We start from the raw sequence: 20,119 nt of genomic DNA on the forward strand, positions 1-20,119 counted from the left end.
CGCCCGTTGTGTCGGTCTGGGTGGTTGTGGTTGTTGTGGTGGTGCCGCAGCCCGTGCCGGTGACCTTGCAGACCTCCGACTGGATGCCGCCGAAGATCTGGGTGCCGAGGCCGGTGACCAGCAGAGCGGTGATGACGGCGGCGACGATGGCGATGAAACCGGCGTACTCCACCGCCGTCTGCCCCTCGTCCCGGCGCCAACGGATCAACCGCGCAAGGGAGAACGGGCGGCGCTCGACACGTTCCAGCTCGGCGAGGCCGTACCACTCCCGGCTCTCCGGGCGGAACAGGAGGAACGCGATGACGATCGGGAGGAAGAGCTGGAGGCCGCCGCGGGCGGACCCGGAGGTGAGGTTGACGACACCGCCGAGGATCAACCACCCCTGCACGGCGACGAGTCCGAGCCGGACCCGGGTCCCGCCCTCCCAACTCCGCCGGGCCAGCCGCCATCCGAGGACGCCCGGCGCGGCGGCGTAGGCGACGAGCGCGACGACCTGGCCGTCGAGCGTGCCGTACGAGGTGGCAGTCAGCAGGACGCCGAGCCCGCCGACGACGGTGACCGCGAAGAGCGCGTGGACCAGCACCAGCGCGGTGGCGAGCGGGGCGGGCATCTCGTGCCGCCCGCCAACTCCCGCGCCTGTTCCCCCGATCGAGGCCATGTCTCCCCGTCCCCCGCCGCCTGTGACTCAACTCCACTGGAGCTTCCAGAGGTTAGGGACGGGACGGGTGCCCGAGATGGGCCCGTGGGCCCAAATCGGTACCCAAGTACCGGGCGGGGACGGCGTTTGCGCCGCTGCCCCGGCCTTCATAGGTTGGCCTCATGGGGCTCTTCGACAAGCTCACCGGCACCCAGCACCCACCCGAAGGGGTGTCGCCGGTCCCGGGGGAGGACTTGCGGGAGGCGCTGCTCGGGCTCAACCGGGCCGAGGTTCCCTACGTCGTCCGTTACGGCGGCGGTGAGGGGTGCGATCTGCTCGCGGAGTGGCGGTTGGCCGAACCGGCCTGGCAGCAGGTCTTCGTCCGCTCCGAGATCAGTCACGCCGTCCGGATCCGGATGCGCCTGGACCACAAGGAGCACGAGGTACGCGCCCTTGAGGAACAGTGGGAGCTGAGCCGGGTCGGTACTCCGACCAGGCTCCAGACGACCTCGGAGTACACACGCGGGCCCAGTCGGACCGTCAGCCGTCGCTGGACCGTCGGCCGTGGCGCCGACGGTCACCTTGAGGCGACGGAGACCTTCCGCTTCGACAGCGCCGACATGCGCGAGCCCCTGCGCGACACCGTGCTCGGGTCCGGTTGGACCTGGCGCGGAGTGGTCTTCGGCAAGCTGTGAGGTCGGAGGAAGAGGCGTGGGAATCGGTCAGCTCTCCGTGCGCGGGAAGGTCACCTCGACCCTGCGGTTCTTCTTGCGGCCGGCTTCCGTGGAGTTGTCGGCGATCGGGTACTGCTCGCCGTAGCCGCGTACTTCGAAGGTGATGTTCGGGTCGTTCAGGTCCGCGTCCAGGACGGCCTGTACGGCGTCGGCACGCTGTTTGGAGAGGACGTCGCCGTGGGCGGAGGAGCCGAGGTTGTCGGTGAAGCCGAAGACGCGGACCGTGGTCGCGTTCTGCTTCTTGATCTCCGCGGCGATCGCGTCGATACGGGACTTCGCCGCGGCGCTCAGCTTCGCGCTGTCCTTGCTGAAGAGGACTTCGGCCTGGAGGGCGAAGGTCACGTCGGAGTTGGTGTCCTCGCGGCGTTCCTCGCCGCCCTGGTCCTCCACGACGGACTTGATGTCCAGGACCTTGGGGGTGGCGAGCGTGGCGCCCTCGGGGAGCTTCAGGTCGGGGTCGTTGGGGTCGACCTGCACCGGGGCGGAGGCGGAGGCCTCGGTGCCCGGCGGGACGCTCGGGCTCGGGGTGTCGTCGGCGTGGGCCGCGACCGCGCCGACGATGTTCGCGGCGACCATGAGCGTGGCGGCGGCCACGACGAGAGGGAGACGGGGAGTGGTGGTCACTGTCGCCTCATCCGGAGATCTTGATGGTGCCACTGGCGAAAGTGGGCAGTTGCAGGGTGACTTCGGACGTGGTCGACGGCGGCGACGGGAACTGCATGAAGACCGGGAGGGTCTGCCCCGCGTTGAGAGACCCGAAGTCCGTCGTCGTCAGCGGCCGGCCGTCCGTGTCACGCAGCACGTAGTAGCGCTTCTTCGCCGTGGAGTCCACGAGGGTCGCGCCACCGAGCGACGTGCCGTGCCGCAGGATCTCGGTCTCGTCGCCGCGCAACGCCACAGGAATCGCCACGGACTTGTCGCCGTCGTTCTTCATGACGCCGTTCACGGTGAGGAAACCGCCCGAATCGCGAGTGGCTGAGGTGATCTGGAGCAACAGCCCGTCCGGGCCGGTGAGTTCGGCCAGAGGTGCCTGGGACTGCCCCTCCTGAGCACTCGGCCGGGATCCACTGGTCTTCGAGGGGGACGCCGAAGTGTCGGGCTTCTTCGCGTCGTTCCCGCTCCCGCCGCAGCCGGCCACCCCGAGGGCCAGACCGGCCGCAACGGTCAACGCGACCATCCCCCTGCGGGCCTGCGCAGTGAACCGAATGCTCATCGCTCTGCTTCCTTCGTCACTCGTCGTTCGCTTGTCAGTCGGCCAGATGGACGTCGAAGAGGTCCGCGGGTCCCGGGAGACCGGTGGGGTCGGTCGGGTCCACGTCCCAGTTCCTGCCGTCCTTGCAGGTGAGTTGTGGCAGCACGGTGTCCCCGGAGCCCGCGCCGGGGAGTTCGAAGGTGCAGAGCGGCTCGATGACCGCCGCGGCGGAGGCCTTCGACTTCTTGCCCTCCGTGACGGGGACGATGGACTTTCCCATCGTCTTCCTGGTCTGCACATCGACGTCGTAGCGCATGCGGAAGGCGTTCGGATCGCACCCCAGCACGTCGGCGTCGTTCTGGGCCGCGAGCTGGTCGGCCCGTCCGCACCCGTCGAAGTCCACGCCCTTGCCGTCGAAGACGTCCTGCCACTTGGTGGGGTCGAGTATGTCGGTGACCCACTCGTCCGCGAGTTGCTTACGGGTGTCCTGTGCCGCCGCGAGCGCCGCCGCGTCCGCGGCCGTCTGGGCGCCGCTCCGGTTCACCGTGGCCTGGCCGACCGCGAAGTACGCCAACGCAAGGAAGAGCAGACCCCCCACCACCGTGATGTAGATGGGGAAGGCCTGCCCTGCGTCTCCGTATCGGCGCGGTCGTGTCAGCCGCCGACCTGGTTGATCAGACCGGTGATCTTCGTCATGATCGTCGTACCGATGCTGGTACCCGTGATGGCCAGCACGATCGCCACGACCACCGCGATGATGCCCAGGTACTCCACCGCGGTCTGCCCCTCGTCGCCGGCGCGGCGTCGAACGGCCGCGACGGTCGTGTTCTTCCAGTTGTTCACGCGGACCTTGGTCGCGACGGCGGTCTTCAGCATCAGGTCGCTCATGGTGTTCCCCTCCGAGTGACGCGTTACCGGCTTCCTCGTCGCCGGCGGCGCTTTCGACAGGAGAACCGTATGCCTGAACTCCCCTTGTGTCAGAGGGTCCCAGGGCCCAATCCCGGGCCCAATCGGAGTCCCGACCGTTCACCGCGGTTCACCCCAGCCCTCGTGTCGAGCCCGGTGCCGTGCCGAGCCACTTGGCGGCGGCCTCGGAGCGGCTGGTGCTGTGGAGTTTGGCGAAGATGCGGTTGATGTGGTTCTTGACGGTCTTCTCGGAGATGAAGCAGGTGGCGGCGATCTGCTGGTTGGTCATGCCGGACGCGATGTGGTCCATGATCTCCGCCTCCCTCGCGCTCAGTTGGAACCGTGACCTGTCCGACGCCAACTGTCCCACATTCGGTTGCAGTTGCGAAAGGTTTTCCGAAGAACTTCGCGAAACAGGGGCAGTAGAGGTCCCGAATCCGTGTGCATTCGCACTCAGTTGATGCTCGTACGAGCCCAGGCCCTCGGGCAGCGCCGGTCCCGTCCGCTCCTGTCGCAGCTGGGCCAGCAGCGCCCCCGCCGCCGACGGCGTGAAGTGTGCCCTGCCCTGCTTGATGTCCCTTACGGCGGCCACCAGTTCGTCCGCCGTGAACTCGCCGTGGACCAGATAACCGCCCGCCCCTCGGCGCAGCGCCTCCTGGACTATCTCCGACTCCCTGCTGTACGTGAGCATCACGACCGGCGCGATGCCCACCAGGTAGGGAAGCGCGGAGATGCCGTCCACTCCCGGCATGCGTACGTCCAGCAGGACCACGTCGGGGCGGTGCGACCGGGCCGCCTCGTAGGCCTCGCGGCCGTCCGTCGCCTCCGCCACGACCGTGATGTCCGCGCGGCCCGACAGCAGTGCCGTCAGGCCGGCCCGGACCACCGGGTTGTCGTCGGCCACCACGACCCGGAGAACCGAAGTCGGAGCGGGCTGGGGGAAGTCGGGGAACGGGGTCGGCTGCGGCGCGCCGGGGTGGGGCGTCATGTGGTCCGGCATGGCTGCCTCCTCTCGGGTCGTCGTAGTCGTAGGCGTAGTAATAGGCGTCGTAGGCGTGCGTTGTGGTTACGTCTTCGCGGTCAGGGCGTCCAGCGGGAGTTCCAGGCGGACTTCCGTGCCCTTGGGGTGGTCGCCCCGGCCGATACGGATGCGGGCGCCCACCGACGCCGCCCGCTCCACCATGCCGACCAGGCCGAAGTGGCCCGCCCTGCGCAGCTGTTCGAGGGTCGTGCCGGGAGGCAGGCCGCGGCCGTCGTCGTAGACGCTGATGCGGAGCAGGCTGTCGTGGACTCCGGCCCGTACGTCGACCTTGGTGGGCGCCCCGTGGCGGTGGGCGTTCTCCATCGCCTCCGTCGCGATGGTGAGGAGTTGGCGGGCGACGGCGGGCGGGACCGGCGGTACGCCGTGTTCGCCGGTGGGGCGGTAGGTCGTCGGCAGGCCGGTTCTGGTGCTGAAGTCCCTTGTGCGGGCGGCCAGTTCGACCAGTACGTCCGTGCCCTCGTCCGGGTCGGACTCGCGTCGCAGGTCCGCCAGGAGTTCGCGGGATTCCGCGGCGGCCCGGCGTGCCGAGCGGGCCACCAGTTCCGCCTGCTGTTTCACCAGGACCGGGTCCATGCGGTCCGCGCCCGCCGAGCCGACCAGGCCGTCCGCCGCGAGCGCCACGCCGTGCAGGGTCTTCGCCACGGAGTCGTGCAACTCGCGGGCCAGCCGGGCCCGTTCGGCACCCACCGCCTCCGTCACGGCCAATCTCGCCTGGACCGTCGTCAACGCCGTCGTGGCTTCGCCGAAGCGGAGCATCAGGTTGCGCAGGGTCACTCCCACCGCGCCTGCGATCACGCACAGGCCGGGGAGCAACGAGGCTTCCGCGACGCCTCGGTGGGCGTCGGCCGCTGCCGTCTGGGCCAGGAGCAGGATCACCGCCTGGAGACCGGCGAAGCAGCCGGCGCCTCGCCAGCCGTAGACGATGCCGGCGAGCAGGGGGGTACAGACGCTGACGTAGGCGAGGGTGCTGGTGGGGCCGGCGGAGATGAGGAGCAGGGCGGCGAAGAGGGTGTCCAGGGCGAGGAGGGAGGGGTGGCGCAGGAGGAGGGGGCCGAAGCGTTCCCAGTCCCTGAACAGGACGTAGGAGGCCATGAAGGTGACGACGACGGCTGCGCCTACGAGGCGGGTGGCTACGCCGGGGTTGGCGTTGAGGAGGGCGGAGGGGGCGGCGAGGGCGATCATCGCGAGGCGGAAGCCGAAGACCTGCCGGCACATTGCCTGTAGGGCGCTGATCTGGATGGGGAGAGCCACGCTCCGGCCTTCGGCCGGGATCTTGCTCCCACCTGCACCACCCGTACCACCCGTACCACTTTCGTTGTCGGGTGCGGGTGGCCCCTGTGGGGCGTCCTCGCCGTCGGTGGCCATCCGTCCGTCGCCGGTCGGCCGGGTCGCCTTCGGCATCCCCGACACCGTCGGCCCCGGCCCCGGCCGCGGCTGCGTCGGTACCCCGGTCAGCCTCGCCCCCGGACCCCCCGGACCCGTCGGCCCCACCGGCGTCCACCCCGGTGGCAGCGCCGGCGTCACCGTCGTGACCGGTATGTCCGTCGCCCCGGACCGGACGTCGTCCGGAAGGACCGTCCCCGCCGGCGGTGTCGTGATCTCCGCCGGCTTCTGGCGTCGTCGTAGTCGTCCCGTGCGTTCCTCCGTCGTCGCCATCCGCCCGTCGCCCCCGTCCCCTACTTGCCCGTGATCGTGCTGAAGTCCGTGCCGGAGCCCAGGAGGAGGCCCGCGCCGAGGAGCAGCATCGTGGCCGGGACCATGAACGTGGTGATCATCATCGTGGCCTTGGGGACCGCGCGAGCCGCCTTCCTGCGCGCGTTCTGCGCGTCCGTGCGGCGCATGTCCTTCGCCAGGGCGACCAGTGTGTCGACGATCGGCGCGCCCAGCTCCTCGCCCTGCTGCAACGCCGTGACGAACATGGCGACCTGCTCGCTGTCGTTGCGGCGGCGCAGTTCCGCGAAGGCCGCGCGGCGGCTCATGCCCAGGTCCATCTGCCTGAGCGTGATGCGGAGTTCGTCCGCCCAGGGGCCTTCGTATTTCGACGCCACCCGGTCGAGCGCCTGGCGGAAGCCCAACCCCGCGCTGACCACCACCGCGAGCACGTCCAGGAAGTCGGGCAGGGTCCGTTCGATCACGTCCTTGCGGATGCGGATCGCCGACCAGATGCCGACCTCCGTCCAGAACGCGCCGAAGGCGAACAGGATGATGGCGAGGAGGTAGTTGCCCTTGAGCAGGAAGATCAGGCCGCCGAAGCCGCCCAGGAAGCCGTAGACCGCCCGCCGGGCCGCGTAGCGGTCGATGGTCAGGCCGCCGGGGTTGCCCGCGAGGTCGATCTTGCGGCGGTACTTGGCGACCTGCTTGGGGCCCATCAGGCGCAGGACCGTCGGGGCGTAGCGCATGCCGAGGCGGTCCACGACGGAGTCGACCGCGCCGGTGCGGGTCGCGCCGACCTCCAGGGCCAGGACCAGGTCGCTGGGGAGTTTGGCGTCCGCGCGGTACATGCGGATGCCGGCGAAGATGCCCCACACGCTGAGGCCCATGACCAGTCCGAGGACGAGTGCCGTCATCGGGTCCCTCCTCTCAGACGTCGATGCGGGACAGGCGGCGGATGAGGACGAAGCCGACCACGTACAGCCCGAAGGCGATGATCACGCAGGCCTGGCCGATCGGGGAGCCCGTCATCCGGTCCAGGGCGCCGGGTTTCACGCCGTCCATCAGGAAGAGGGCGCCCACGCCCATCACCGGAACGGCGTACGCCGTCATGTTGACCTGGGAGAGCTGGGTGCGGACCTCGCGGCGGGTCTCCTTGCGCTCCTCCAGGGTCTCGGTGAGGTTGCGCAGGGCGCTGACCACCTGGCCGCCGGCTCTGTTCGAGAGCACCAACGTCGTTACGAGGACGACGAGTTCGCGGGACGGGAGGCGGTCCGCCAGCTCGCTCAGCGCGTCGTCCATCGACGCGCCGACCGCCAACTGGTTGGCCACCTTGGCGAGTTCCTCCCCGGCCGGTGCCTCCAGCTCCTCCGCCGCCATACTGATCGAGGTGCGCAGGGCGAGGCCGGCGTGGGTGGCGTTGGCCATGATGCGGGCCAGTTCGGGGAGTTGGTTGATGAACTTCTCGATGCGTTTCTGGCGCTGCCAGTTGAGGAACTGGATCGCCACGCCGATGCCCAACAGCCCCGCGATCGGGCCGAAGAAGGGCGCCAGGGCGGCCTGCCCGATCAGCCAGAGGGCGGCCACCGTGGCCAGCATGTAGACGAAGAACTCGCCCGGCGTCATGTCCAACCCCGTTGCCGAAAGGCGCAGTTCGAGCTTGCGGCCGAGGCGGGTGCGGCGCAGCCGGCGGTCCAGGTTGCGGAAGCGGCGGGGGCGGCCGAGCGGGATCTGTCCGGTCGACGACAGCCGGTCGACCAGGGCCGCGCGCTGCGCCCTGCCCGTGGCGTAGGCGTGCACGCCGGCGACACCCAGGACGCAGGTCAGCAGGGTGACGCCGGTGGTGAGCGTGACGATCGTCTGGAGATCCATGGGGTCGGTCCCTACCTACTGGCTTCTCTGAGGGCTAGGTGTTCCGTGCTCTGGGCGACGCCGAAGGCCTGCGGCAGGGGCTGGCTCGCCATGTAGAGGCGGTCGGCGGTGCGGCGCGAGAGCGGGAAGTACTCGAAGACGCCGTAGATCCGGCCGTCGGCGGCGATGGGCTGCGGGCTGAAGCGGGCGACCGTCGCGAGGCGGTACGGCTCGCTGCCGTGGCTGTCGAGGAGGGCGATCTCGGTGATGCGGCGGGCGCCGTCGGCGAAGCGGGTGAGCTGGATGATGACGTCGATCGCGCTGTTGATCTGGTCGTGCAGCGCCTCGAAGGGGATCTCCACCTCGGACATGGACGCGAGTGTCTTGAGGCGCATCAGCGCGTCCTCCGCGCTGTTGGCGTGGACGGTGGCGAGGGAGCCGTCGTGGCCGGTGGACATCGCCTGGAGCATGTCGAGGGACTCGCCGCCGCGGACCTCTCCTACGACGATGCGGTCGGGGCGCATGCGCAGCGAGTTGCGGACCAGGTCGCGGATGGTGACCTGGCCCTTGCCCTCGACGTTCGGGGGGCGGGCCTCCAGACGGATCACGTGGGACTGCTGGAGCTGGAGTTCGGCGGAGTCCTCGATGGTGATGATGCGTTCGGTCTCCGGGATCAGGCCGGAGAGGGCGTTGAGGAGGGTCGTCTTGCCGGTGCCGGTGGCGCCCGACACGATGATGTTGAACTTGGCGTGCACCAAACCCGCGAGCAGGTACAGCATGTGCTCGTCCAGCGAGCCGAAGCCGACCATCTCCTGGAGCGTGAAGGAGCGCGGGAAGCGGCGGATCGTGAGGGTCGCGCCGGTCAACGACAGGGGTGGGATGACGACGTTGACGCGTTCGCCGGACGGCAGTCGCGCGTCGACCATCGGATTCGACTCGTCCACACGGCGGTTGACGGTCGACACGATCCGCTCGATCGTCTGCATCAGCTGGTCGTGGGAGGGAAAGCGCAGCGGCAACTGCTCGACCCGGCCGCCGCGTTCGACGAAGATCGCGTCCGGGCCGTTCACCATGATCTCGGTGATCGACGCGTCTTCGAGGAGCGGTTCGAGTATGCCGAGGCCGAGCGCCTCGTCGACGACCCGGCGGATCAGCTGCGCGCGCTCGACGGTCGAGAGGACCGGGCCCTCGCGGCTGATGATGTGCCCGAGCACCCGCTCCAGGCGGGCCCGTCGCTCGGCGGCGGCCAGCGCGCTCATCTCCGCGAGGTCGATCTCCTCCAGGAGTTTGGCGCGGTACGAGGCGACCATGTGGCCTTCCTCGCCCCGATGGCCGTTCTCCTCGGGATGGTTGACGCGTTCCCGCAGACCCATGAGTGCTGTGCTCCTCGCTCCTTGTTCAGTCGAACCGTGTCGTTCAGTGGTTGGTGTGTCAGTGGTGATGTGTCAGTAGAGGTGTGTCAGTGGTCGAGCGGCATGGTGGCGGTCTTGCTGGCGTCCCCGAAGTCGTAGCCGAGGAGGACGGACGGGATGTGGACGGAGGCGGTCACGGTGACGGTGTCGCCGCCGAACGAGGCCGGACAGCCGGTGACCGTGAGCCGGGCGCTGATCGCGTCGCTGCAGGCCGGCTGGGAGCCCTGGCGGAGCGAGGCACTGCGCGCGCCCGCCCTGGCCGCCGTCCCCGCCTGCTCCGCGGCGTAGGCGATCAGCCCCAGTTGTACGGCGGCCAGGGTGACGAGGATCAGGATCGGGATGAACCCGAGGTATTCGATGGCGACTTGACCGCGGTCGCGCGCCTTGCGGTCGTGGGACATCTCAGTTCGTCGCCTCCTCTACGGCGCCGGCGTGGGCGTGCACCGTGAAGGGGAAGGCGATCGAGCCGGGGAAGAGGACGGGCACGCCGAGCGTGACGTCGGCCGTGACGAACCCCGTGCCCGAACCCCCGCACCTCACCTCGGCGTTCCCCCTCCACGCGGCGGACAGCTTGCTGAGGCCCGCCTGTTCGCAGGCGGCCTGGCGCTCGCCCGGCGCCGCCGCCGTCGCCGCCCGCACCGCCTCGTCGGCAGCATTCCCCGCGAGCGTGTACGTGTACCCCACCAGCACGAACTGCCACATCAGCACCAGCGTCAGAATGATCAGCGGGGTCATGCCGAGGAATTCGATGGTGACCTGGCCCCGGTCCCTCCCGTGCGCGGTCATACGCATCCCCCTCACTCCCTACGACGCCGGAAGCTCAGCGAGCCGCGATCGCCGCCGCCCCGCGACCGGCCGCCCTTCTGGGCGCCTTCGGGGACCTTGACCAGTCCGAGTTCGCCCGCGAGACCCCAGAGGGCCTGCTTGACCACGCTCTTGTTGTCGAGTTCATGGAGCCGACCGGCGTCCACCGCGCCCTGGAGTTCCCTGAAGTTGGCGGGGATCGCGGTGCCCGCGACCGTCGTGCCGGTGATGCGCTGGATCAGCGCGGGCTGGATCTCCGTACCGCGCGTGTGCCGGTTGACGACGATGGTGGTCTCCTCCGCCTTGCGGATCTGCAGCCGGTCCCACATGCGGACGGTGCGCTTCGCGGCGCGTACGGCGACCACGTCCGGGGTGGTGAACAGCAGGGCGGTGTCGGCCATTTCGACGGCCGCCGCGCTCGCGCCGCTCATCTGGGCCCCGCAGTCGATGACGACGACCTCGTAGCGGGAGCGCAGGGCGCTGACGATCTGGCGGGCGGCCCGGTCGGTGACCTCCTCGCCGCGTTCGCCCTCGCCGGGGGCGAGCAGCAGCGCCATCCCGGTGTCGTGGCGGAAGACGGCGTCGGCCAGGACGCGCGGCGAGATGTCGGTGATCGCGGCGAGGTCGACGACCGAGCGGCGGAACTGGACGTCCAGGTAGGAGGCGATGTCACCGGTCTGGAGGTCCATGTCGACGAGCGCGGTGGTACGGCCCGAGGTCTGGGCGGCGAGGGTGAGCTGGATCGCGGCGAGGGTGGCGCCGACCCCGCCCTTGGCGCCGCTGACCGTGACGACGGTGCCGCCGACGCCGGTGAACACATCGCCGCCGTGGCCCAGATGGCGCCGTACGCCCACGGACCAGGCGGCGACGGCCTGGACCCGGTTGGCCAGCTCCTCGTAGCTCAGCGGCAGGGCGATCAGGCCGCGGGCGCCGGAGTCCATCGCGGCCTGGAAGAGGCCGGGGCTGGCGTCGGTGGTGACGAGGATGACGCCCACCGCGGGGAAGCGCAGGGCGACTTCGCGGACCAGCTCCAACGCCGGGACGGGACCGATGCGTTCATGCACCACCACGACCTCGGGCAGCTCGTCGACGGACTCGGCGGCGAGCCGGGCCAGGGTGTCGATGAGCTGCGTCGAGTCGGCCACCGGGGCCACCGGGTCGGCGTCCGGGAGCTGGCTGAGCAGGGTCGTGATGGCGCGGATGGCGTCCGCGTCACCGACCGCCGGAAGAATCCTGGTGGGCATGCGGGCCTCTCACTTGTCCTTCGCGAGTTCGTACGTCCGGTCCTGCTCGGGCACGGTCGTATCGGTGCCGGGCGCCACCAGTGCCAGCCGCACCCGCTCGGCGAACGACTCGGCGTAGGTGATGCGCTGGGCGTCCAGCGTGGAGAGCGCGAAGGTGATCGGGACGGCGTTGGTGGACTGCTGCTGGTTCTTGTCGCTGTTGCTGCCCGGGTCGAGGGCGGTGATGTGGCCGACGTCGATGACCTTCGCGTTGGTCACGATGATCTTCGACTGGTCGGGGTCGCCCACTTTCGCGCCCGCGAAGGTGGCGTACACGTTGACCGTGGAGCCCGGGGTGATCTTGCCGGCGACGCCGGTCGCCGCGTCGATCATGATGGCGACCTCCTGCTGCCCGGGCTGCAGGGCCGGCTGGTCCACGATCATGTCGGTCTGCAGCAGGGAGCCGCTCCGCAGGGTGGTCACCGCGATCTTGCCCTGGATCTGCCGGAGATCGGTCACGGCGTTGTCCGACAGCCACCGCTTGGGCATTTCGATCTTCTTGAACTGGGCGGCGGAGAGCGTCGTGTAGGGCGCCACGTCGTCCTTGACCTGGTAGGCGGCGACTTCGGGGCCGACCTTGGACTTCACGTCGCTGATGACCGAGAGGACGCCGGCGAACGCGCCGAGGGCGCAGAGGACCGACAGGAGCAGGAGTATCACGCCGCGGCGCTGACGGGAGTTCATGAACCGTACAACCTCATTGGGGATATCGGTCGAGCGGAAATGAGCGGATCGAGCGAGATCGAGCCGGGTCTGGCGGGTCGAGCGGGATCAGGTGCTGTAAGCGTGTCCTGTGAAGGGATGACTTATCCGCTCGACGTTTGGTTCTCATGAACCGGCGGTGTTGCCGAGCAGAAGACACAACGGTCGCCGATGACGTCGATACCGCACCAATGGCACACGGACTGCCGTACCGAGGTGACCAGTTGATACAGCACCGACAGATCGGGCAGATACGTACAGAACTCGATCAACCTGCTCGTACCCCACCAACTCGCCGACTCGGCGGGCAGGGTGGCTTCGCGCAGCCCCATCGCGTTCCAGGCCGGGGCGAGGGTGGTGCCGATCCAGTCGGACTGCAGCTGCCCCTTGGCGACCAGCATCCAGGTGCCGAACTCCGGCCCGGCGAGGGCGACTCCGGGGCCGACCCTGACGAGCTGCGGCTCGGGGTGGGCGATCACCGCGAACTGGCTGCCGGGCACCCAGGACTTGGCGTGCGACTTGAGGCCGACGGGGACGCGGTCCAGCTTGGTGACCGAGCCGAGGACGGCACCGGCGTGGATGTAGTGGGTGAGCAGCCGGCCCGCCGAGGCGAGCACTCCGGGGCTGAGGTCGCAGGACGCGAGCTGCCTCAACTGGCGGGCCAGGACGGCGAGTCCGAGTGGGGGGAGATTCGGACGGAACAGGGCGATCCGGTCGGTTTCCAGGATGGACCGGATGGTGTGCAGCCGTCGGTCGACGCCCTCGGAGACGGCCTGCGAGGACACGACGACGACATGCCCGTGCTGGTCGATGAGGGTCTGCATCTCCGACAGCGCCTGGTCCAGCGGCCGTTGATCCAGGTCCCGCAGTACGACGGCGGGCAGGGTTCGTTCGTCCTGTGATGGCAGCGCCATGTCGGCGCTGGTCACGGCAATGGCAGTTGGCACGCGCAGCTCCCCGTCTCACGCCTGTCGGCTTTCCGGTATTACTCCGGTACGCCGAGTCGACTTCATTGCGTGACTACCTCAGCACTGTATCCACGCCCCTGTGACCGGAGAACAGCGTTTCGGTAGCTGTCCCGCAACTGTCATTGCGCACAACACGCCAAAACGGGGCAGGTCGAGCAGCTGATCGTGGCCGGGACCCCGAATCCGCCGCCGGAGAAGTTGGTCTGGACCTCTTGACAGCGCAATTGGTCTGGACCAACTCTTGAACTCCAGCGGTGGCCACCGTCGTTCGTCACAGTCCCCTCCAACTCCCCCACCGGAGGCATCAGTGGACCGCGCACCAGGCATGCCCGTACTCAGGAACAGACGTCTGTGGGCCGGGGTCGCCATGGCCGCCCTCGCCCTCTCCTTCGCGGGCACCGGCCAGGCGTCCGCCGCCGACATCAACAACGCCAAGAACGCCGGCTTCGAGTCGGGCCTGACCAACTGGACCTGTACGGCGGGCAGCGGCACGACCGTCTCGTCCCCGGTGCACAGCGGCGCGGCGGCCCTCAAGGGCACCCCGGCCGGCCAGGACAACGCCCAGTGCAGCGAGTCGGTCGCGGTCAAGCCCAACTCGACGTACACGCTGAGCGCGTGGGTCCAGGGCGGCTACTCCTACCTCGGCGTGACGGGCACCGGCACGACGGACGTCTCGACCTGGACCCCGGACACCACGTCCTGGAAGCAGCTGTCGACGACGTTCACGACGGGTGCCTCGACGACCTCCGTGTCGGTCTACACCCACGGCTGGTACGGCCAGGCCGCGTACTACGCGGACGACATCTCGGTCTACGGCCCCGACGGCGGCGGTGGCAGCGACCCGGCCCCGACGGTCCCGGCGACCCCGACGGGCGTGTCCGTGTCCTCCACGACGTCCTCCTCGGTCTCCCTCGCGTGGAGCGCGGTGTCGGGAGCCACGGGCTACAACGTCTACCAGAGCGGCACGAAGGTCACGGCGGTGACGGGAACGTCCGCCACGATCACGGGACTTGCGGCTTCGACCTCGTACTCCTTCCAGGTCACGGCGACCAACTCGGCCGGTGAGTCAGGGAAGTCGACGGCGGTCACGGGCACGACGACGGCGACCGGCGGGGGTGGCGGCGGGACCCTGCCGAAGCACGCGGTGACCGGCTACTGGCAGAACTTCAACAACGGCGCGACCGTCCAGAAGCTCTCGGCCGTCTCCTCCCAGTACGACATCATCGCGGTGGCCTTCGCGGACGCCACCTCGACCCCGGGCGGGGTCTCCTTCACGCTCGACTCGTCCGGCCTCGGCGGCTACACGGTCGACCAGTTCAAGGCGGACATCGCGGCCAAGCACGCGGCCGGCAAGAAGGTGATCATCTCGATCGGCGGCCAGAACGGCACGATCTCGGTCAGCGACTCGACGTCGGCGACGAACTTCGCCAACTCGGTCTACTCCCTGATGCAGACGTACGGCTTCGACGGCGTCGACATCGACCTGGAGAACGGCATCAACGCGACCTACATGACACAGGCGTTGAGGTCACTGTCGTCGAAGGCGGGCTCGTCCCTCATCATCACGATGGCGCCCCAGACCATCGACATGCAGTCGACGTCGAACGCGTACTTCCAGACCGCGCTGAACATCAAGGACATCCTCACGGTCGTCAACATGCAGTACTACAACAGCGGCACGATGCTCGGCTGCGACGGCAAGGTCTACGGCCAGGGCACGGTCGACTTCCTGACCGCCCTCGCCTGCATCCAGCTCCAGGGCGGCCTGTCCCCGTCCCAGGTGGGCCTCGGCCTCCCGGCCTCCACCAGCGCGGCGGGCAGCGGCTACGTCTCCCCCACCATCGTGAACAACGCCCTCGACTGCCTGACGGCCGGCACCAACTGCGGCACCTTCAAGCCGTCGAAGACCTACCCCGACCTCCGGGGCGCGATGACCTGGTCCACGAACTGGGACGCGGCGGCGGGCAGTTCATGGTCGAACTCGGTGGGAGCGCATGTGCACGCGCTGCCGTAGCGGATCGTGTTGAACGGGGGGAGTGCGACCGGGCAGCCCGGTCGCACTCCCCCGCTTCTGCTCTAGCCCGCCGACCGGTCCTTGCCGTCGGCGTCACGCGCGCTCTCGGCGAGCCGGTCCAGCAGCCCCTGCGCCTTGTCGACCGCGCCGTCGATCTGCTCGCTGTGCTTGCCGTCCGTCTTCTCGTCGACGAACTCACCGGCCTTCTCCAGCCCGTCGGAGATCGTGTCCCCGTGCTCCTCGGCGATCTCCTCGGCCTTGTCCTTGAGCTTCCCCAGGTCTCCCAGGTTGTCGAACACGGCGGATCCCCCTCGTTGCAACGGCGTTGCCCGGTCAGGGACATGGTCCTCACGACAGGCCCCGCAGGACAAGGTGGCCCCGGCGCAACCGCCCCGGCGGACGGAGGCGCGGGGCGGGCGTGTTCGGGGCGCGGTCGCGTCGCACGGGCCCTTGGGCGAGTTGCCGGTGTGGACCGACGAAGGCGCCACCCCGGCGGCTCTGGAGTACGCCTGGGGCACCGACGAGATGCCGACCGCGCCGCCGGCCGCCGATGCCGTACGGCTCTCCGTGCGCTGACCCGCCCCGTCTGAAACATTCCTGTGGGTCCACCGCATCAATGAAGTGAGGGCGGTGCGGGCAACAGCCCGCGGGGGCAGGGGGAAACGGTATGAGACGACAGGGACGCGCCGACGAGTACGCGGAGTTCGCCGCCGCACGCGCCGGGCATCTCTATCGGTCCGCCTGTCTGCTGACCGCCGGGGACACGCATCTCGCCGAGGACCTGGTGCAGGAGACCCTCGGCAAGCTGTACGTCGGCTGGGGTCGGATGTCCCGGATCGGCAACCCCGCCGGGTACGCGCAGACCGTGCTCACCCGTACGTACCTCGCCCACCAGCGGCGCCGCAGCAGCACCGAGCGCGCCACCGACGTACTGCCCGACCGGCCCGACCCCGGCGGCGCCGCCGGTGACACACCCCTGCGGCTGACCCTGCTCCAGGCCCTGTCCCGGCTGCCCGCGAAGGACCGTGCCGTGGTCGTCCTGCGCTACTGGGAGGACCGGTCCGTCGAGGAGACCGCCGACGTCATGCACGTCAGCTCGGCCGCCGTACGCACCCGCTGCGTCCGCGCGCTGGGGCGGCTGCGGGAACTCCTCGGCGAGAACCTCGACGAGTACGCCCGCCCCTGACCTCCCCGCACATCCATCCCGCCAACACCCCCTATGCGAAACGGTGGTTCGCCATGCCCGACGCACACCCCAGCGACAGCGCCGACCCCTTCGAGACACGGCTCGCCGCCGGTCTCCGGGACGCGGGCGACGCCTTCGAGACCGACCGGGCCGCGCTCGTCACCGCGGGTGCCCTCAAGGGACGACGGCGGCTGCTGCGACGCCGGAACGCCGCGGTGATGAGCGGCGCGGCCGGTATCGCCCTCGTCGGCGTCGGCACGGCCGTGCTCCTGCCGAGCGGCTCCCCCGACGTACAGGGTTCCCCGGCCACGTCCACCCGCGCCTCCGCCTCCTCAGCTCCCGCTCCCGTGTCCGGCAAGGACCTGTTCATGCTGCTCGGGCGCCAGATGGGCGACGGCGAGTACACCAAGATCGAGACCCGTGGAACGGACGAGGGACCGGCGCCGTACGTCCATGCCGTCTACGACGACGGGAAGGGCAAGTCGGCCGTGGAACTGAGCCTGGGCCGGGTGGAGCCGGGGAGCGACGAGGCGCGGCAGGCCACCACGTGCCCGGCGAAGGTGTTCACGCACTACGACGCGTGCCGCACCAGCCGGCTGGCGGACGGTTCGGTGGTCATGGTCCTTCAGGGGTACGAGTATCCCGACCGCCGGGTGGACACCAAGTTGTGGAGCGCGGAACTCGTCACCCCGCAGGGGCAGCACGTGAGCGTGAGCGAGTGGAACGCCGCCGCCGAGAAGGACTCACCGATCACCAGGCCCCAACCGCCGCTGTCCCCCGCCCGGTTGACGAACCTCGTGGCTTCGAAGGAATGGCGGAAGGTCATCGACGCGATTCCCGAGCAGACGCCGACGGCGACCCCGGCACCGGGCGACACCGCGTTCGGCGCTCCCGTCGCCCCGACCCTCAAGAGCCTGCTGCCGAAGGGACTTACCGTCTCCGACAGCAGCGGTGACGACACCGGGTTCGGCTATCTCGTCGTCGACGACGGCAAGGGCAAGACCCTCGTCCAGGTCAACGTCCAGGCGAACATGTCCGACGTCGAGGGCGACCTCTTCGGCTCGGACGCGGAAGTCCTGTCCGACGGCACGAAGGTCGCCGAGCACCAGGGGCCCGGCGAGAAGGGCGGCTCGGGTGTCGTGATGTGGACCGTCGACACCATCCGCACCGACGGCACACGCGTGGTGGTCAGCGCCTTCAACTCCGGTGCCCAGGACACCCCTTCGACCCGCAAGACCCCGGCCCTGACGATGAAGCAGCTCCGGGCGATCGCCCTCAGCTCGAAGTGGCGGTAATCCGGCCACCGACTTGGGACACCCTTGACCTGACCATGCCAACACATCAACATAGGCGCCACACAGGAACACCCGGAGGGACCCGCACAGGAACTCCCCACCCGCACGCCGTACTTCACGCACGTCGCACTGAAACACCCCCCAACTCCAGCAAGGAGATTTCATGCGACTTCGCACACGCGGCTCAGGCGCCCGGAGCGGCAGACGTACCGCCGCGCTCGCCGCCCTGATGGCCCTCGCCCTCGCCGCCCCCGTCGCGGAGACGGCCACGGCGGCGAAGGCCACCACCGGCAGCGCACGGCAGGCCGCCCCGGCCGCGGACGACATCCGCCAGTACGAGATCCACGTCGACCACAACACCCCGGTCACGCGCACGGCCATCGCGGCGGCCGGCGTCACCGTGGACGAGTCCGACGAGGAGACCGTGGTCGTCTCCGGCCGCGCCGCGCAGATCAAGCAGCTGCGCCAACAGGGCTACACCGTCTCGCTGTTGGGCGCGGCACCGGACCGTTCCTCGGCGGCGGACGGCGCACGGCTCCTCGACTTCCCCTCGGCCGACTCGAAGTACCACAACTACGCCGAGGCGAACGCGGAGATCGACCAGCGGCTCGCCGCCTACCCGGGCATCATGAGCAAGAAGGTGATCGGCAAGTCGTACCAGGGCCGGGACATCGTCGCCATCAAGGTCAGCGACAACGTGGCCACCGACGAGAACGAGCCCGAGGTCCTCTTCACCTTCCACCAGCACGCGCGCGAACACCTCACGGTGGAGATGGCGTTGTACCTGCTGCGCGAGCTGGGCGCGGGCTACGGCACCGACTCCCGCGTCACGAACATCGTCAACAGCCGCGAGATCTGGATCGTGCCCGACCTCAACCCGGACGGCGGCGAGTACGACATCGCGACCGGCGCCTACCGGTCCTGGCGCAAGAACCGGCAGCCCAACTCCGGCTCCAGTTACGTCGGTACGGACCTCAACCGGAACTGGAACTACAAGTGGGGCTGCTGCGGCGGCTCTTCGGGCTCGACCTCGTCCGAGACCTACCGGGGCGCGTCCGCCGAGTCGGCGCCCGAGGTGAAGGTCGTCGCGGACTTCGTACGGAGCCGGGTCGTCGGCGGGAAGCAGCAGATCACCGCGGGCATCGACTTCCACACGTACAGCGAACTGGTGCTGTGGCCCTTCGGATACACGTACTCCGACACGGCCACCGGGATGACCGCGGACGACGCCGCCGCGTTCAAGGCGGTCGGACAGAAGATGGGCGCGAGCAACGGCTACACGGCCGAGCAGTCCAGCGACCTGTACATCACGGACGGTTCGATCGACGACTACCTCTGGGGCAGTCAGAAGATCTTCGACTACACCTTCGAGATGTACCCGACGTCCAGTTCCGCGGGCGGTTTCTACCCGCCCGACGAGGTCATCGAGCGGGAGACCTCACGGAACCGGGACGCGGTGTTCCAACTGCTGGAGAACGCGGACTGCATGTACCGGTCCATAGGCAAGCAGGCCCAGTACTGCAGCTAGCCACTCGTCCGGCCGGCTAGTCCTTGCGGACCTCGGCCTCCGCCTCGGCGAGCGCGGCTTCGTCCACCTCGGCGGACTCGTCGTCCTCGTCCTCGTCGCCGTCCTCGAAGTACGCGTCGAGGACGGCGTCGAGCTGCGTCTCCCACTCGGCGAACCGGCTCCTGGCCGCCGCCTCGATCTCGATCGGGTACCAGCGGCGGTCGGGCGTGTGCACCGTGATGGTGAACCGCTTGCCGAAGCGCGGGGTCTCGGTCTCGACGGCCCCGATCTCGTCCCAGCGGAACTCGCACGCCTGGTCGTCCAGGCGCAGTCGTACGCCCTTCCCGTCCGCGACGATCTCGGCCCGCCGGTCGGAGGCCTCGAAGACGGGCCCGTCGGACTCGTCCTCCTCGCCGTCGGCGTCGTCGTCCTCGACGGTGGCCTGCTCGGCCTCCGCCTCCCCGACGTCCGCCTTGTCCGCCGACGACTCCTCCGGCTCCGCCGCCTCGGCCGTAGCGTCCTCGGGCTCCGCGTCCCGCGGCTTCGTGTCCTCCGGTGCGTCGGAGGACACGGCGGGTGCGGTGAGCCCGGGGACGAAGGCCGGGTCGAATCCGGCGCCCTCCAGGGGCTGGCTGCTCGAACCTATGCGCTGCTCCACAGCGCGAAGTATGGTCGACGATCCTGTGTCGGACACAGCCAGCCCCTACTTCGTTATCAGACGCCTACACGAACTTCTAGACGAAGACGCTCAATACGGCCGCCACCGCGAACCCCGCCACCGACAGCGCGCTCCGCGCGCGGGCCCCGTCGTTGACACGCGAGGCGAAGACCGAGCCCGCCGAGGCGGAACCGCCGCTCTTCGCACCCGCCACAGCGGGAGCGACCGCCGCCGGCCGGCCGAAGACCGTGCCGACCGACCGCGACGATCACACCGCC

General features: G+C 69.5%; 24 protein-coding genes. 6 read left to right on the forward strand and 18 right to left on the reverse strand.

All coding sequences use genetic code 11. The features are described from left to right. Positions 1–658, reverse strand: a 658-nt coding sequence (locus JHN45_RS29410; protein ID WP_374195648.1) for a Flp family type IVb pilin, incomplete at its 3' end; no start/stop codon positions are given. Between the two features lie 161 nt (positions 659–819). Between JHN45_RS29410 and JHN45_RS29415 the strand changes: the two genes are divergently transcribed. Further along, complete coding sequence (locus JHN45_RS29415) at positions 820–1,332, forward strand: hypothetical protein (RefSeq protein ID WP_200717290.1); 513 nt, start codon at positions 820–822, stop codon at positions 1,330–1,332. Between the two features lie 27 nt (positions 1,333–1,359). Here the strand turns inward: JHN45_RS29415 and JHN45_RS29420 are convergent, their stop codons facing one another. The 6 genes from JHN45_RS29420 to JHN45_RS29445 form a co-directional block, all read right to left on the reverse strand. After that, positions 1,360–1,947, reverse strand: a complete 588-nt coding sequence (locus JHN45_RS29420; RefSeq protein ID WP_234469816.1) for an OmpA family protein — start codon at positions 1,945–1,947, stop codon at positions 1,360–1,362. Positions 1,948–2,002: 55 nt separating this feature from the next. Continuing rightward, positions 2,003–2,584 carry a hypothetical protein gene (locus JHN45_RS29425; RefSeq protein ID WP_201051537.1) on the reverse strand — a complete coding sequence of 194 codons (582 nt, stop codon included), beginning with the start codon at positions 2,582–2,584 and terminating at the stop codon, positions 2,003–2,005. A gap of 34 nt (positions 2,585–2,618) precedes the next feature. Next, positions 2,619–3,221: a pilus assembly protein TadG-related protein gene (locus JHN45_RS29430; protein WP_200717295.1), complete on the reverse strand. Its 603-nt coding sequence runs from the start codon at positions 3,219–3,221 to the stop codon at positions 2,619–2,621. Further along, on the reverse strand, positions 3,218–3,451 hold the full coding sequence (locus tag JHN45_RS29435) for a Flp family type IVb pilin (RefSeq protein ID WP_200717293.1): 234 nt from the start codon (positions 3,449–3,451) through the stop codon (positions 3,218–3,220). Before JHN45_RS29435 ends, JHN45_RS29430 begins: the two co-directional genes overlap by 4 nt. Before the next feature lie 148 nt (positions 3,452–3,599). Next, on the reverse strand, positions 3,600–4,469 hold the full coding sequence (locus tag JHN45_RS29440) for a response regulator transcription factor (RefSeq protein WP_201051539.1): 870 nt from the start codon (positions 4,467–4,469) through the stop codon (positions 3,600–3,602). 66 nt (positions 4,470–4,535) lie between these two features. Then, complete coding sequence (locus tag JHN45_RS29445) at positions 4,536–5,966, reverse strand: sensor histidine kinase (protein WP_374195649.1); 1,431 nt, start codon at positions 5,964–5,966, stop codon at positions 4,536–4,538. On the opposite strand from JHN45_RS29445, the gene JHN45_RS54450 reads away from it, so the two are divergent. Further along, positions 5,869–6,201 (forward strand): hypothetical protein, encoded by a 333-nt coding sequence (locus JHN45_RS54450; protein WP_201051541.1) that lies wholly within the window; start codon positions 5,869–5,871, stop codon positions 6,199–6,201. The genes JHN45_RS29445 and JHN45_RS54450 overlap by 98 nt on opposite strands. Here the strand turns inward: JHN45_RS54450 and JHN45_RS29455 are convergent. The 8 genes from JHN45_RS29455 to JHN45_RS29490 form a co-directional block, all read right to left on the reverse strand. Continuing rightward, the gene (locus JHN45_RS29455) at positions 6,188–7,078 is read right to left on the reverse strand and encodes a DUF5936 domain-containing protein (RefSeq protein ID WP_200712538.1); all 891 of its coding nucleotides are present in this window, start codon (positions 7,076–7,078) and stop codon (positions 6,188–6,190) included. The two genes, JHN45_RS54450 and JHN45_RS29455, sit on opposite strands and share 14 nt — an antisense overlap. Positions 7,079–7,091: 13 nt before the next feature. Continuing rightward, on the reverse strand, positions 7,092–8,033 hold the full coding sequence (locus JHN45_RS29460) for a type II secretion system F family protein (protein WP_200712537.1): 942 nt from the start codon (positions 8,031–8,033) through the stop codon (positions 7,092–7,094). 11 nt (positions 8,034–8,044) lie between these two features. Then, positions 8,045–9,385, reverse strand: a complete 1,341-nt coding sequence (locus JHN45_RS29465) for a CpaF family protein (RefSeq protein WP_200712536.1) — start codon at positions 9,383–9,385, stop codon at positions 8,045–8,047. A gap of 86 nt (positions 9,386–9,471) precedes the next feature. Continuing rightward, positions 9,472–9,825, reverse strand: coding sequence for a TadE/TadG family type IV pilus assembly protein (locus JHN45_RS29470; protein WP_201051542.1), 354 nt, complete (start codon positions 9,823–9,825; stop codon positions 9,472–9,474). 1 nt (position 9,826) lies between these two features. Next, entirely contained in the window at positions 9,827–10,210 is a 384-nt protein-coding gene (locus tag JHN45_RS29475) for a TadE family protein (RefSeq protein ID WP_374192763.1), read from the reverse strand. 11 nt (positions 10,211–10,221) lie between these two features. Then, entirely contained in the window at positions 10,222–11,472 is a 1,251-nt protein-coding gene (locus tag JHN45_RS29480) for an AAA family ATPase (protein WP_200712533.1), read from the reverse strand. Positions 11,473–11,481: 9 nt separating this feature from the next. After that, positions 11,482–12,195, reverse strand: a complete 714-nt coding sequence (gene cpaB, locus JHN45_RS29485) for a Flp pilus assembly protein CpaB (protein WP_200712532.1) — start codon at positions 12,193–12,195, stop codon at positions 11,482–11,484. Between the two features lie 122 nt (positions 12,196–12,317). Then, entirely contained in the window at positions 12,318–13,127 is an 810-nt protein-coding gene (locus tag JHN45_RS29490; RefSeq protein WP_236584256.1) for a hypothetical protein, read from the reverse strand. A gap of 379 nt (positions 13,128–13,506) precedes the next feature. Here JHN45_RS29490 and JHN45_RS29495 point away from each other — a divergent pair, with 379 nt between their 5' ends. Further along, positions 13,507–15,195 (forward strand): chitinase, encoded by a 1,689-nt coding sequence (locus JHN45_RS29495; protein WP_201051547.1) that lies wholly within the window; start codon positions 13,507–13,509, stop codon positions 15,193–15,195. Between the two features lie 62 nt (positions 15,196–15,257). Here JHN45_RS29495 and JHN45_RS53255 read toward each other — a convergent pair whose 3' ends face one another. Next, positions 15,258–15,494, reverse strand: coding sequence for an antitoxin (locus tag JHN45_RS53255; protein WP_307783219.1), 237 nt, complete (start codon positions 15,492–15,494; stop codon positions 15,258–15,260). Positions 15,495–15,862: 368 nt separating this feature from the next. Here JHN45_RS53255 and JHN45_RS29505 point away from each other — a divergent pair, with 368 nt between their 5' ends. The 3 genes from JHN45_RS29505 to JHN45_RS29515 all read left to right on the forward strand — a co-directional run bounded on the left by JHN45_RS29505 (position 15,863) and on the right by JHN45_RS29515 (position 19,204). Beyond that, positions 15,863–16,381 carry a SigE family RNA polymerase sigma factor gene (locus JHN45_RS29505; RefSeq protein ID WP_200712528.1) on the forward strand — a complete coding sequence of 173 codons (519 nt, stop codon included), beginning with the start codon at positions 15,863–15,865 and terminating at the stop codon, positions 16,379–16,381. A gap of 53 nt (positions 16,382–16,434) precedes the next feature. Beyond that, positions 16,435–17,676 (forward strand): hypothetical protein, encoded by a 1,242-nt coding sequence (locus JHN45_RS29510; protein WP_200712527.1) that lies wholly within the window; start codon positions 16,435–16,437, stop codon positions 17,674–17,676. A gap of 163 nt (positions 17,677–17,839) precedes the next feature. Continuing rightward, complete coding sequence (locus JHN45_RS29515; RefSeq protein ID WP_201051549.1) at positions 17,840–19,204, forward strand: M14 family metallopeptidase; 1,365 nt, start codon at positions 17,840–17,842, stop codon at positions 19,202–19,204. A 16-nt stretch (positions 19,205–19,220) separates the two neighbouring features. On the opposite strand, the gene JHN45_RS29520 is transcribed toward JHN45_RS29515, so the two are convergent. Together JHN45_RS29520 and JHN45_RS29525 are read right to left on the reverse strand one after the other, a co-directional pair. Continuing rightward, positions 19,221–19,841, reverse strand: coding sequence for a hypothetical protein (locus JHN45_RS29520; protein WP_201051551.1), 621 nt, complete (start codon positions 19,839–19,841; stop codon positions 19,221–19,223). A gap of 76 nt (positions 19,842–19,917) precedes the next feature. Further along, positions 19,918–20,055, reverse strand: coding sequence for a hypothetical protein (locus JHN45_RS29525; protein WP_201051553.1), 138 nt, complete (start codon positions 20,053–20,055; stop codon positions 19,918–19,920). Between the last annotated feature and the right edge of the window lie 64 nt (positions 20,056–20,119).

It is taken from the genome of Streptomyces sp. MBT53, assembly GCF_016654115.1.
Taxonomy (GTDB): Bacteria; Actinomycetota; Actinomycetes; order Streptomycetales; family Streptomycetaceae; genus Streptomyces.